Below are 12,594 nucleotides of genomic sequence, written 5' to 3'. Positions count from 1 at the left end.
CATTAATTCAGCTGACAAACTCGACGGTGTATTTTTCCATGACAGGATTGGCGAGCAGTTTGCTGCACATCTCGTCAACGAGTTTCTGGGCCTCGGCCTGATCGTCTGTTGGCAGATCGATTTCGATCAGCTTGCCCTGGCGAACATTCTGTGCGCCATCAAAGCCCAGGCTGTGCAGCGACGTTTCGATTGCCTTGCCCTGGGGGTCCAGAACGCCGGTTTTCAGGGATACGTGGATTTTCGCCTTCACCGATTATTTCCATCATTTGAGGCCACGAGAACGGGGCCATTAGTATCAGAACGCTCGTCACTGTCGCGCCAGATGCCGAGCCGCTTCGCCACTTCGCGATAACCCTCGACAACACCGCCCAGATCCTTGCGGAAGCGGTCCTTATCCATGATTTCGTTGGTCTTGCTATCCCACAGGCGACAATTATCCGGGCTGATTTCATCGGCCAGAATGAGCCGCATCATTTCGCCTTCATACTGGCGTCCAAACTCGAGCTTGAAGTCGATCAGACGGATGCCGACGGCTGAGAACAGGCCGGACAGGAAATCATTCACCCGCAGGGCATAGGCCATCATGTCGTCGATTTCCTGCGGATTTGCCCAGCTGAATGCTGTGATGTGGTCCTCGGACACCATGGGGTCGCCGAGCTTGTCATCCTTCAGGTAGAATTCGACGATAGAGCGGGGCAGGGCCTCACCCTCGGTCAGGCCAAACCGCTTGCACAGCGATCCTGCAGCGACATTCCGGACCACAACCTCCAGAGGTACGATCTCGACGGCGCGGATCAGCTGCTCGCGCATATTGATCCGCTTGATAAAGTGCGTCGGGATGCCGATCCGCTCGATCTCGGTCATGATAAATTCCGAGATCCGATTGTTCAGCACACCCTTGCCTTCAAGAATGGCGTGGCGCTCACCGTTGAAAGCCGTGGCGTCGTCCTTGAAGAACTGAATGAGGGTACCCGGTTCGGGACCTTCATACAGGATCTTGGCTTTGCCTTCATAAATTGGTTTGCCGCGTGCCATGAGGAGCCTTTCAAACTCTAGGAGGCCGAGTTCGGGCCTATATTGCGCTCACCGCCCCTACATTTCAAAGCGCTTTGCAGCTAGCATCAGAGGCTAGTTGGCGCAAAGTCGATTGCATCGGCGGCCGCAGGCCTTAGAACGAGGCTGTGTATATACTGAGAAAGGTACCCTATGACCACCTTTGATGACCGGGAAAAGCGATTTGAAACAGGTTTCGTTCTTGATGCGGAACTGCGCTTCAAGGTGGAAGCCAAGCGCGACAAGCTTCTTGGCGCCTGGGTTGCTGCAAAGCTGGGCCTGTCGGGTGCCGACGCCGACGAGTATGCGCGCTCAGTTGTGCGCGCCGATCTTGAAGAGCCCGGCGACGACGATGTCTTCCGGAAAGTCCGCGCTGATCTCGACAAATCCGCTAAGAAAGTCAGCGATGAGGAAATTCGCGCCAAAATGGCTGAATATCTCGATGCGGCCATGAACGCCGTCCGCCCATAATATTCAGCTGATCCGCAGGCCGGACCGTTGTGTCAGGGCTGCGGATCTCGACCTGTTCGTCTCAGCTCTTGAGCGTATTGAAGCTGGCGAGAATTTTCCTGACAGGCTCAGGCAGAGTGGCGGGCAGGCCCGTCACGAAATTCTGAACACGCTCCGCGCCCTCAGGGGTATCGCTTTCGTCGACGCTGCCCATGCGGACTTTCATCGACCAGCCGTCGAATGCCTGATGCGGGATCTCTTCCAGATAGATGGTGACCACGCCGGAATGCTGATCGTCGCGGGCGATCATTTTATAGAGTTCGTCGACGGCGGCAGCTTCGCCCTCAAGGACCTGCAGAAAGTTCAGGCCATTATAGAGAAGGACGCCGGTCACGCCCTTTTCGGCATTTCGTTTCTGCGACACTTCCAGGATGGATTCGAGGTCGGACAGCTCAATTGTTGAGCTGGCTGAGCTCACGTAGATCAGTCGTTTCACATCATACCCCTTGGCCCAAACGTGGCGGACCGCTCTCAAAAGAGCAGCCTTGCCTGTTTCATGAGGCTCGCGCGCTAACCTAAATTATTATGACTTATTCTGTCGCGCCGAAAACCCGGTCGAAGATCACGTCGACCCGCTTGGTGTGATAGCCGATGTCGAAGAGCGAGCGCAGATGGTCTTCCGACAGTGCCGCCTTCACTTCGTCATCTTCGAGGAGAAAGTCCAGAAGCGGACGATTTTCCGCCCAGACGCGCATCGCATTGCGCTGGACGAGGCGATAGGAATCCTCGCGGCTGACGCCAGCCTGAGTGAGGGCCAGAAGAACGCGCTGGGAATTCACAAGGCCGCCGAGCTGATCGAGATTCTTCTGCATGTTGTCGTCGTAGACCGTCAGATTCTCGACGACATTGGCCAGACGATGCAGGGCAAAGTCGAGGTGGATGGTCGAATCGGGGGCGATGCCGCGCTCCACGGAAGAATGGCTGATGTCGCGCTCATGCCACAGGGCCACATTCTCCATCGCCGGCACCACAGCCATCCGCACCAGACGCGCAAGGCCGGTGAGGTTTTCGGTCAGGACCGGATTGCGCTTGTGCGGCATTGCCGACGAGCCCTTCTGGCCTTTCGCAAAGAATTCTTCCGCCTCACGAACTTCCGTACGCTGTAGATGCCTGATTTCAACAGCGAGGCGTTCGATCGAGGAGGCGACGACGCCGAGGGCAGCGAAATAGGCGGCGTGGCGGTCTCGGGCGATCACTTGGGTCGACATGGGCTCAGGCGCCAGGCCCATCTGCTCGCCGACATAGACTTCCACTGAAGGGTCCACATTGGCGAAGGTGCCGACGGCGCCTGACAGCGCGCAGACGGCGATTTCCTCACGCGCTGCCAGCAGGCGCTGACGGTTACGTTCGAACTCCGCATAGAAGCCCGCGAGTTTCAGGCCAAAGGTGATTGGCTCGGCATGAATGCCGTGGCTGCGGCCGACCATCGGCGTCATCTTGTGTTCAAAGGCGCGCTTTTTCAGTGCGGCCAGCACCCGGTCATTGCCGGCGATCAGAATATCCGTTGCGCGAACGAGCTGGACCGACAGACACGTATCCAGAACGTCAGAGGAGGTGAGGCCCTGATGGACAAAGCGGGCTTCATCGCCGATCAGCTCGGCCAGATGGGTCAGGAAGGCGATGACGTCATGCTTTGTCTCCCGCTCGATCTCGTCGATCCGGTCCGGGTCGAACTGGGCGTCCTTGCCTTTTTCCCAAATGGTTCTTGCCGCCTCTTCGGGAATGACGCCGAGCCGCGCCATGGCCGTCGCTGCATGCGCTTCGATTTCGAACCAGATCCGGTACTTGGTTTCCTGGCTCCAGATCGTTGTCATCTCGGGGCGGGCATAGCGTGGAATCATGATGTGAACCTTGTCAGTGGCGGCGTAGCCGTGCAGGACACGCGCAGTCCTGCAGGACGAAATTTTGAAAGCGCTGTCTGATGGCCGAAAAAAAGCGAAGCCGCAAGAAGTACGACTGTCTGAAATGTCCGGCCTATTGCTGCTCTTACGCGCATATTCCGGCAACGGACGAGGACGTCACGCGTCTGGCAGAATATTTCGGCCTGTCATTCGCGGCAGCCAAAAAGAAATATACCAAGAAAGGCGACAAGGACACGCCGCGCGTCCTGCGTCACCAGTCCGATGAGCATTTCGAAACGATCTGCCAGTTCATCGACACCGAAACGCGCAATTGTACCGTGTACCACGCACGTCCCGCCATCTGCCGCGAATTTCCGACCCAGACGCGGTGCGGTTATTATGATTTTCTGATGTTCGAGCGGGAGGTCCAGGACGACCCCGAATGGGTCGCCACGACCAGCTGATCAACGGCGATATTTGCGCCAGTCGTCAATCCGCGCGCCAATCACATAAATGGCCGCGAGCACGGCAAGGACACCGCAGGCCACGACAAAGGCGTCGGTGTAGTCCTTCTTCTCAAAGGTCTGATCTGCGCCGGGTGTTGGCTGCTCAGTGCCGGTCGCTGTCTGCCCGCCATCATCGGCGCTGTCCGCCGTATCGGTCCCCGTCGAGGTGTCTTCGCCGGTATCACCGCTGTCGGGCTGGTCGGTCTTCTCATCTCCAGAAGCAGTGCCGTCGCCTGTGTCGCCGGTCCAATCATCCGAAGTCCCATCGTCCGCGGTGCCATCGGAGGCGTCGGTGCTGCCGTCGGACCATTCTTCGGGCCAGCCTTCTTCATCCTCGCCCGGCTGCACGACGACATCGTCGCTGGACTGATCGGTTGTGCCGTCGGTCGTGGTCGACCCGCTGTCATTGCCAGTCGTCGTCCCATCTGTGGAGGTGCCGTCCGTCTGGTCCGCTGACTTGCTGCCATCTTCGTCGTCCATCAGGATCGCGCCAGCGCCGGCAGCGCCCGCTGTCCCGGCCGTGACTGCACCGCCGGTCGTCCGGGTTGTCACCGGGTTGCTGCGCCGCGGCGGGTTTTCCTTGATCTCCGCGCCCTGCATCGTGTCGCCCGCAGCATCATCGCCTTCCAGCTCATCAATGTCGCGCAGGAAGAGGGCGGCTTCCGACTGCCGTCGACGGGCCAGCCCGTTGGACACCACCAGCTGACCCGACTGCGGGTCCCGCGCCTTGTTCCACCAGGTCAGGGCTTCTGCCGCGCCGGTGTAGTCTTCCTTGTTCAGGCGCTTGAGCGCGGTCGAGGATTTCAGCGCCCCGGTGCCCACATTATAGGAAAAGGAAACAAGAGCATCGAACATGCTCTGGGTGAGGGGGACTTTGACGAGGTCGTTCACGCCATTCTCGAACCGGCGCACATCTTCACGCAGCAGGTCTTCGGCCTCGGCTTCGGTGATGGTCTGGTCGGGACCGACTTCGCGGCCCGTATGGCCGTATCCGATCGTCCAGATGCCGGCGATATCCTGATAGGAGTCGAGGCGCAGCCCCTCCCATCGCTTGATCAGGGCAATACCCTCAGCAGAAATCCCGGCCATGCGTCCCTCGTCCCGATAGAGCTATCGTTATTGTATACCACAAAAGCGGCAGTCGTCGAATTGTTATCCAGAGGTTAACGCGGCGGCGCCGCAGGGCAACGAAGGTTTCACTTTCCGATGTTACAAAATCATCGCTTGTCCCGGGCGGTGGTGGAAGTTAAGCGGCCCCGGCGCGAGGCAGCGTGAAACACACATGCAATGGGTGCGAGGCGAGAGGCTTACATCCGGGGAGGCATCATGTCGGTAAGTGAAGGCGCATATCGCCCGACTGAGGACGAGCCATTCATGAATGATCGCCAGCTGGCTTACTTCAAACAGAAGTTGCTGGACTGGAAATCCGATATTCTGGACCAGAGCAAGACGACGATCGAACAGATGCAGACAGCCAGCCTCCATCTGGCGGATCCGGCTGACCGGGCGTCCAGCGAAACCGATCACTCGCTTGAGCTGCGGACGCGTGACCGGCAGCGCAAGCTGATCAACAAGATCGAGTCCGCGCTGCGCCGCATTGAAAATGGCGAGTATGGGTATTGCGAAGCGACCGGGGAACCGATCTCCCTCGCTCGCCTTGAAGCCCGGCCAACGGCGACGATGACGCTAGAGGCCCAGGAGCGCCATGAGCGCAAGGAAAAGGTCCATCGCGACGACTGATCGCCGTGATCGACATTTTATGCGTCTGAGCGCGCAAGCTGCTCGATAATGTCCCCAAGGCCTGCCGGAACAACTCCGTCTGAAACGGCCCAGCTCATCCAGTCATCCAAAGTCGAAAGAATGCGCTCAACACCGGCATCGTCGGGCGCGTAGGGCGTTGCGCCCGGCACAATAGAGGTAATGTGCAGGCTCGGGGTCAGGATCGGCATGCCGCGCCCGACCAGATGTCGCGCCACATTCGTCAATTGTGCGGCTGTATGGCCCTCCGGCGTCAGGCGCACGGGCAGGGTTGCCATATTCATCGCCGCGCGCGCCGGGCCGTCAGGAATGCCTGGCAGGGCGGGATAATGCTCAAGACGTCGCCATTTGCGCACCCCGGACACGGGAATGACCCATTGCGTGCCCCATGCCGTTTCTCGCTGGCGGGGGGAGGTCCCAAAATTGAAGAAGTCAGGCCCCTGTCCGGGCCGGAAATCAAAACCGGCGCTGGGGCTGAAATCATACATCACACCACGCGCCGCGAGCTGATCCAGCACCCACGGTGCGATGCCGTAGCGCCCGGCGCGATGTGCGACCGGCGGCTGGCCGACGCGGCGGGTGAACATCTCAATGAGTGTACTGAGTTTTTGTTCATGCAGCGCCGGATCAATATTGCATTGAAAGGAGGAGGCGTCCTCCGTTTTGTCAATGATAGGGGGTGTACACCAGTTATGCAGGTGAAGGCCGATATCGGCCCGTCCCGCCATGGCCCACTTGGCCAATGTTCCGCCCACTTCATCATCGTTCAGGAGGGGATAGGTCGTGAAATAGAGCGGCTTGAACCCGTTCTTCTCGGCCACTGCCTGCAGACGGTGCAGGGCGTCAACCGGCGGCACCTGCCAGTCTGAATACCCGCTTTTCCAGTCAAATATTTCTTCGGTGTCGACAGTTAGGATCGCGCGGGTTGCGCCCGGTGCCGTAGCGGCTTTCCGCCCCCAGCCCGCGCGTCTTGTTAGTTTTGGTTTGCTGGCCGCAGCCTCGGTCCAGACCTGTTCGACCTTTTCCGCTACCGGCGCCCAGCCAAACTGCTCTGCATACTGCCGGGTGGCGGCGCGGTCAGGGCGCGAGGCGGTCAGCATGGTGATGGCCTCGACCAGCGCGTCAGATGTGCGCGCACCGGCAAGACGACCTGCAGCAGGCGCAGCGATGACTTCGCCGGACCCCCAGACAGGTGTCGCCACACAGGGCGTACCGCAGGCCATCGCCTCGAGCAGCACGTTGGGCCAGCCTTCGCGGGAAGAGGCGAGAACTAGAATGTCCGCGGCGCGATAGACATCAGGGAGCGCCTCATGAGGGACCGGCCCCAGAAAATGCACGCGCTGGCGCACACCGACGCGCTCGGCCTGCTGTTTCAGCGCGGCTTCCTCGGGACCCGTCCCGGCGATCAGAAGGTGCGTATCAGCAAGCTGGGGCAGGGCATCGATGATCAGGTGGTGACCTTTGCGCTCGATCAGATGGCCGACCGACGCGATCACGCGTTCGCTGACACCAAAGTTCTGTTTGGCCGCTTCCCGGTCGCCTGGTGTGAACAGAGACAGGTCAACACCATTCCGGATGGTGTGAATTTTCTGGCCGTCCGCCCCCAGACTGATCATTTCATCCCGCAAGGCATCGGCGACACAGATCGATGCGGCGACCTTGGCTGCGGTGTCGAGCACCATGCGGCGCTGACGCGGATAGGTCGGGATCAGATTGATGTCCGTGCCGCGCGCCGTCGCCACGACTGGCAGGTCAAAGTGAGCAGCGGCGCGGGCGGCGGCGACCGCATCGGGGTAGTAGTAATGAGCATCAATCAAGTCTGGTACGAAGCCATCATCAATGTGCCTCTGAATGGCCTGATGAAAACAACGGGCCAGACTGTCGGCGGCCAGTGTCATACCGATTTTCGGGACCAGCGGGTATCGCGGATGGCTGACAGGCAAGCCATGCCGGTTTTCATTCGTCGGTGTAGCGGCGAATTTTCCATAAGCACCAAACAGGCTGGCTGAGGACGGAAACCACGGCACGGGGGCCACAACGCGAATATCGTGCCCGCGCGCCTTTACGGCCCGCAACCGGTTTTCCACGAAGATGCCGTGAAATGGCCGTGCGGCGCTGGGGTAGAGCGTGGTCAGCGTCAGGATCCGCATCGTGTATTCACCGTCTTCACGTTGCCTTTTCAACAGGTCCATGGCCGGGCGCAATGGCCCACGAACGTCTCAATGGTGGTGCAAGAACCGCGCCCAGGCGTAAAATCAACCTTAGTGTATTATTTTCATTACGCTAACACGTATTCGGCGAGGAGTTCGTCAGACACTCAGCCAGCGGATGAAAAATCACGTTTACGATAGATAAATTTTGAAATTTTGCGTTTGCAGCATTAGTATGACGAGTATTGTGTTGCGTAAAATGATGCGATGGCTAATGAGGCCCGCGTCAGTTGAGGGTGTGGGGGAAATTTTGGCTACGCTGTTTTGTGGCATGCTTCTGGCTGTGATGGCGCTTGCGACCGTCATGCAGCTAAACGCCTATCCACCGGCGCGGCTGGCTGTCATTTTCGCAATGCCGCAGCGTCGGAGCATCGTGCGCTCACGCCTCATCCACCGCATTGGATTCACGCGCAGGCTGGTGGGGCAGATCTGGAATGCTGAGCGCAGCCCGGATCATGACCGCGGCGAAATCGATCTGGCAACATTTGATGCCGTAGCAATCGAGAATGCGGCACTCATCAAGCGGGCGCCATCCACGGTCATCCCCAAGCGGGCACTGGATGTGGTGCTCAGTCTGGCGCTTATCCTTTTCACTCTGCCAGTGATGATGTTCTCGGCGATCGCGATCAAGCTCGATAGCCGCGGGCCGGTTTTCTATCGGCAGAAGCGCGTGGGTCTGAACGGCAAGCTGTTTGACGTCATCAAATTCCGCACCATGACCGTCGATGCTGAGAAAAACGGCGCCATGTGGGCGCAGGTGAATGACAAGCGGGTGACGCGCGTCGGGGCTTTCCTCCGCCGGACCCGTCTGGATGAAGTGCCTCAGGTCCTGCCCATCCTTCTTGGCCATATGAGTTTCGTGGGGCCGCGTCCTGAGCGTCCCGAGTTTACCACTTTGCTGGCCGAGGAAATCCCGCACTACGATGTTCGGCACCGGGTGAAGCCCGGCTTGACCGGATGGGCGCAAGTCATGCTGCCCTATGGGGCGTCGGTTGAGGATGCCCAGCGCAAGCTGTGTTTCGACCTCTACTACATCCGGCATTTCAGCCTGCTGCTGGACCTGTTCATCGTCATCAAGACGGTCCGGGTCGCCCTTTTCTCGACAGGCAGTCGTTAAGTTCACGCCATATCGTGCCGAAAAGGCTGCGACTGACAGCGAATGACTGTAGTGTTCGTGCCGCGGGCTGCTTGTCGCCCGCCAGAAGCGCAGGGACCGTCATGACCAAGCCACCGCTCCACGTCTTGTTTTTGGCCACCGCCATGGCGACGGTCTTGCCGGCGACATCGGTATTCGCGCACGGTGTTGGGACGGCCGCGGTACAGGACGAAACCGCACGGGCGGCAATGATCCGCTACGAAAAGGCCATCCGCAAAAATTCCGATGACATGAACGCGCGGTTCGGTCTGGCACAGGCGCTGAATGAGCTCGGCGAATTTGACCGCGCGGAAAAGATGATCCGGGTGGTCATTCGCCGCAATCCCTCTACGGGCGCGCAGATGGTCCTCGCTGAAAGCCTGTTCGGTCAGGACCGGCTGACGGAAGCAAAAGCGGTCCTGGAGGATCAGGGTCGATCCGCTGACGTGGTGGCTCTGCGTTCACTGATTGATGGGGAACAGGCCCTCCGTGCCGCGCAGCCTGCAGAAGCGCTGAAACGGCTAGGCCCTGCAGTCAAACATAAGCGCTTTGCGACGATGGCGCGGCTGGTCGCCGCGCGGGCGCAATATGCGCGCGGGGACTATCTGCGGGCGCAGCGCCTGGTGGACGCCATTATTGCCGATGGCGGTACGGCCATTCCCACCATGCTGTTGCGGGCGCGTCTTGCGTTGAAAGCGGGCGACCCGGCGCGGGCGGCGAGCATGGCCAATGACGCACTGGCCCGTGATCCGGGCAATGTATCGGCGGGCGCCATCGCCATTGAAGCGGCGCTGAGGCGAGGCGATGTCGAAACCGCATGGCAGGTTCAGAAATCTTTGGCGCCGCGCGAGGCGAATGATCCGCGGCCAGCCTATCTTGAGGCGCTGATTCTCCTGCAGGAGGGCAAGGTGCAGCAGGCAGGCCGTGTCGCCTCGACAATTGAGCCCTGGCTCGTTCATGCGCCGGGCGGCGCTGTCCTCCTTGGGCGGATCAAAATTGACACCGACAAACTGGCGCAGGCTGAGGTTCTGTTACGAGACCGGCTTGCTGCGACGCCCGATGATCGGGCCGCTCGGCGTCTTCTTGTCGAGGTGTACGATGAGAAGGGGGAGGCCGATCGCGCCGATGATCTGCTGAAGGAAGGGCTCGACCGTCAGCCGCTCGACCCCGTTCTTTTGCGCCTGAAGGCTGATCGTCTGATGGCAAAGGGTCGCTATGACGAAGCGCAGTCGGTCCTATCCCAGATGGGGGACAATCAGAACGCTGTCCTTGCGACCGCACTGGCAGGCACCGAAGATACAACGAGCGCGCAGGATCTTGCTTCCGTCAATGCGATCCTTGCCGCGACGGCCGCCCTGCGCTCAGGCGAAGCGACATTGGCCGTGTCCGCTGCCGATCGCGCAGTGCAGGCCACCGATGGCAGTCCCGTCGCTGTCAACCTTCTTGCGGCAGCCCAGGCCAAGGCCGGAGATGCTGAAAAGGCAAAGCAGACGCTTGAGAAGCTGATTGCACAGCATCCGGATTATTTCGCCGCGATTGCCAATCGCGCCAGTCTGGACCCGTCGGCCCGGGCCCTTCATGACTGGCTGGAGAAAGCGCGCATGGCGGGCGCTAAATCGGCGCCGGTGCTCGGCGCCCTCGCGGTTGAGCGGTATGCGGATGGTGACGTGGATGGCGCACTGACGGCAGCGCAGCAGGCGGACGAGACGGCGCGTGTCTTTACGGAGGCGAAGCTATTGTTGCCGCGGATATTGGTTGTCGTCGGGCGCCGCGGCGAAGCGGTCGATGTCCTTGACGACCGGATCACAGCGGCAGGCGATGGTCATCGTCCATTTGTGCTCAGCGCTAGTGATCTGCTCGTGGAGATCGGCGCGCCGGGAGAGGCAACAGCTCATCTCGGTCCCATCGCGACGCCCCACGCCGATGCGGCCACCATCATCGCGGCGGCAGCGGCCTTCAACGCGGCAGGGGAAAGTGATGAAGCCTGGCAGCTTTTGCAGTTGGCTCACGATACCCAGCCTTATGACGACAGGATTGGCGCCGCCTATCTCGATCAGTTGGCCAGGCGGGATATCACCAGCGCGCTGAAGGCGCTGGAAACCGATGAGACCCTGTCACATCTCAAAGGACCGCTGATGACAGCGCGTCTCTATAACGAGGCAGACCGTCGTCCGACGGCGCTGAAGCATCTGACGCTGGCTCCCCACAATGGCGAAGTCTTCGCCGCCTGGGCCGGTCTGGTGCAGACCGATGTCGAACGCCGCGAACTGCTCACGGCGCTGCAGCGCTGGACCGCCAGTCATCCGTCCGATCGCCAGGCGCTTCTGATCCTTAGCGGTATTGCGGTGGATCTTGGCGACTGGAAAGTGGCGGAAGACGCCATCGCGGCGGGGTTGGCGCAGGCGCCGAATGACCCGCTGATGTTCAACAATCTGGCGCTCGCGCGAAGCGCGTCTGATCCTGACGGCGCGCTTGACCTGGCCCGACGGGCCTATACCGCGTTGCCGCACGTCACGGCGATCGCAGAAACCTACGCCGACCTGCTGCGGGATCGCGGGCAGGGCGACGCTGCGCGAGCCCTGCTGCGACGCGCGCGGGTGTTCGATCCCGGGAATGAGGAGCTGTCCCGCAAGCTGGCGGCGCTGGAATAATGCGGTGGTGGTCTCTCCGGCCATGAATTCGATCGTGGCCACGCAAGCCTTCGTTGTATTTTACCGGATCGGCGGTACAACGCGGCTGGAGAAAAACCGTATCAAATAGTTGAACACAATGCGTCGCTCGTACCCTGCGACTGTCATTGTTCTTGCAGGTCTGCCCCCAGGACCCGACCGATGCACTGTGCGGTACGAGGAGATGAACATGAGAACCGTATTGAATACAACGATCCGCACCGCCCTGATGGGCCTTGCCGCGCTCTTCGCGGTCACGGCCTGCGAGACAACAAACCTGCCGTCACTCGCCGAAGTCGACACGGGTGGCACTGAGCAGCGTACGTCCGGGATCCAGGGCGTCAGTGCTGTTGATACCCAGCCGGATGACGCCTCACCCGACTATCTCGTCGGCCCGTATGATGATCTGGAGATTTTCGTCTGGCGTGCAGAAGAGCTGTCGACGACCGTCACGGTGCGTCCCGATGGCCGCATTTCCACGCCGCTGGTCGAAGACATGCTGGCCGCCGGCAAAACACCGACAGAGCTGAGCCGCGATATCGAACAGGCGCTGATGGAATACGTCAAATCGCCAGAAGTCACGGTGATCGTAAAGAACTTCATTTCCACGGTGGACCAGCAGGTTCGCGTTATCGGTGAAGCCCAGCAGCCACGGGCGCTGGCCTACCGGTCCGGCATGACCGTGCTGGACGTGATGCTGGAAGTCGGCGGTCTGACCGAATTTGCATCAGGCAACCGCGCCAAGCTGATCCGGGGCCGCAATGAACAGCAGGTCACCTACCGACTGCGCCTCAATGACTTGATGCGCCGCGGTGATGTTTCCGCCAACGTCGCCATCAAGCCCGGCGATGTGATCCTTATTCCTGAGACGCGTTTCTAAGGTCATCCTGACGACGTCTCAGGCAGGTTAAA

At 60.2% G+C, this 12,594-nt stretch carries 12 protein-coding genes; 6 read left to right on the top strand and 6 right to left on the bottom strand.

The features are described from left to right. Positions 1-7: 7 nt before the first annotated feature. Together purS and purC are read right to left on the bottom strand one after the other, a co-directional pair. Complete coding sequence (purS, locus tag RUI03_RS10310; RefSeq protein ID WP_317287375.1) at positions 8-250, bottom strand: phosphoribosylformylglycinamidine synthase subunit PurS; 243 nt, start codon at positions 248-250, stop codon at positions 8-10. Further along, positions 247-1,035, bottom strand: a complete 789-nt coding sequence (gene purC, locus RUI03_RS10305) for a phosphoribosylaminoimidazolesuccinocarboxamide synthase (protein WP_317287374.1) — start codon at positions 1,033-1,035, stop codon at positions 247-249. The genes purS and purC overlap by 4 nt, the downstream gene beginning before the upstream one ends. 171 nt (positions 1,036-1,206) lie before the next feature. Between purC and RUI03_RS10300 the strand changes: the two genes are divergently transcribed. Then, on the top strand, positions 1,207-1,524 hold the full coding sequence (locus RUI03_RS10300; RefSeq protein ID WP_317287373.1) for a DUF1476 domain-containing protein: 318 nt from the start codon (positions 1,207-1,209) through the stop codon (positions 1,522-1,524). A gap of 61 nt (positions 1,525-1,585) precedes the next feature. On the opposite strand, the gene RUI03_RS10295 is transcribed toward RUI03_RS10300, so the two are convergent. Together RUI03_RS10295 and purB are read right to left on the bottom strand one after the other, a co-directional pair. Next, the gene (locus tag RUI03_RS10295) at positions 1,586-1,999 is read right to left on the bottom strand and encodes a BLUF domain-containing protein (protein ID WP_317287372.1); all 414 of its coding nucleotides are present in this window, start codon (positions 1,997-1,999) and stop codon (positions 1,586-1,588) included. Positions 2,000-2,093: 94 nt separating this feature from the next. Then, entirely contained in the window at positions 2,094-3,404 is a 1,311-nt protein-coding gene (gene purB / locus RUI03_RS10290; protein WP_317287371.1) for an adenylosuccinate lyase, read from the bottom strand. Between the two features lie 80 nt (positions 3,405-3,484). On the opposite strand from purB, the gene RUI03_RS10285 reads away from it, so the two are divergent. After that, positions 3,485-3,868 carry a YkgJ family cysteine cluster protein gene (locus RUI03_RS10285; RefSeq protein WP_317287370.1) on the top strand — a complete coding sequence of 128 codons (384 nt, stop codon included), beginning with the start codon at positions 3,485-3,487 and terminating at the stop codon, positions 3,866-3,868. Here the strand turns inward: RUI03_RS10285 and RUI03_RS10280 are convergent, their stop codons facing one another. Continuing rightward, positions 3,869-4,999, bottom strand: a complete 1,131-nt coding sequence (locus RUI03_RS10280; RefSeq protein WP_317287369.1) for a lysozyme — start codon at positions 4,997-4,999, stop codon at positions 3,869-3,871. Positions 5,000-5,236: 237 nt separating this feature from the next. Between RUI03_RS10280 and dksA the strand changes: the two genes are divergently transcribed. Then, positions 5,237-5,650, top strand: coding sequence for an RNA polymerase-binding protein DksA (gene dksA / locus RUI03_RS10275; RefSeq protein WP_317287368.1), 414 nt, complete (start codon positions 5,237-5,239; stop codon positions 5,648-5,650). Between the two features lie 17 nt (positions 5,651-5,667). Here the strand turns inward: dksA and RUI03_RS10270 are convergent, their stop codons facing one another. After that, positions 5,668-7,860, bottom strand: a complete 2,193-nt coding sequence (locus RUI03_RS10270; RefSeq protein WP_317287367.1) for a glycosyltransferase — start codon at positions 7,858-7,860, stop codon at positions 5,668-5,670. 268 nt (positions 7,861-8,128) lie between these two features. On the opposite strand from RUI03_RS10270, the gene RUI03_RS10265 reads away from it, so the two are divergent. The 3 genes from RUI03_RS10265 (at position 8,129) to RUI03_RS10255 (ending at position 12,562) form a co-directional block, all read left to right on the top strand. Next, on the top strand, positions 8,129-8,995 hold the full coding sequence (locus tag RUI03_RS10265) for an exopolysaccharide biosynthesis polyprenyl glycosylphosphotransferase (RefSeq protein ID WP_317287366.1): 867 nt from the start codon (positions 8,129-8,131) through the stop codon (positions 8,993-8,995). A 101-nt stretch (positions 8,996-9,096) separates the two neighbouring features. Next, positions 9,097-11,664 carry a tetratricopeptide repeat protein gene (locus RUI03_RS10260; protein WP_317287365.1) on the top strand — a complete coding sequence of 856 codons (2,568 nt, stop codon included), beginning with the start codon at positions 9,097-9,099 and terminating at the stop codon, positions 11,662-11,664. 202 nt (positions 11,665-11,866) lie between these two features. After that, entirely contained in the window at positions 11,867-12,562 is a 696-nt protein-coding gene (locus RUI03_RS10255; RefSeq protein WP_410795868.1) for an XrtA/PEP-CTERM system exopolysaccharide export protein, read from the top strand. Positions 12,563-12,594 lie beyond the last annotated feature (32 nt).

The sequence above is a fragment of the Parvularcula sp. LCG005 genome (assembly GCF_032930845.1).
Classification (GTDB): Bacteria; Pseudomonadota; Alphaproteobacteria; order Caulobacterales; family Parvularculaceae; genus Parvularcula.
Note: the sequence above shows the minus strand (reverse complement) of the source record. Positions and strands in the feature narration are given on the sequence as shown.

Bases quoted from the DNA above. Each gene is read 5' to 3' on its own strand.
- RUI03_RS10300 (WP_317287373.1), top strand. From the start codon at position 1,207: ATGACCACCTTTGATGACCGGGAAAAGCGATTTGAAACAGGTTTCGTT.
- RUI03_RS10255 (WP_410795868.1), top strand. From the start codon at position 11,867: ATGAACATGAGAACCGTATTGAATACAACGATCCGCACCGCCCTGATG.
- RUI03_RS10270 (WP_317287367.1), bottom strand. From the start codon at position 7,860: ATGGACCTGTTGAAAAGGCAACGTGAAGACGGTGAATACACGATGCGG.
- RUI03_RS10260 (WP_317287365.1), top strand. From the start codon at position 9,097: ATGACCAAGCCACCGCTCCACGTCTTGTTTTTGGCCACCGCCATGGCG.
- purC (WP_317287374.1), bottom strand. From the start codon at position 1,035: ATGGCACGCGGCAAACCAATTTATGAAGGCAAAGCCAAGATCCTGTAT.
- purB (WP_317287371.1), bottom strand. From the start codon at position 3,404: ATGATTCCACGCTATGCCCGCCCCGAGATGACAACGATCTGGAGCCAG.
- RUI03_RS10285 (WP_317287370.1), top strand. From the start codon at position 3,485: ATGGCCGAAAAAAAGCGAAGCCGCAAGAAGTACGACTGTCTGAAATGT.
- dksA (WP_317287368.1), top strand. From the start codon at position 5,237: ATGTCGGTAAGTGAAGGCGCATATCGCCCGACTGAGGACGAGCCATTC.
- RUI03_RS10280 (WP_317287369.1), bottom strand. From the start codon at position 4,999: ATGGCCGGGATTTCTGCTGAGGGTATTGCCCTGATCAAGCGATGGGAG.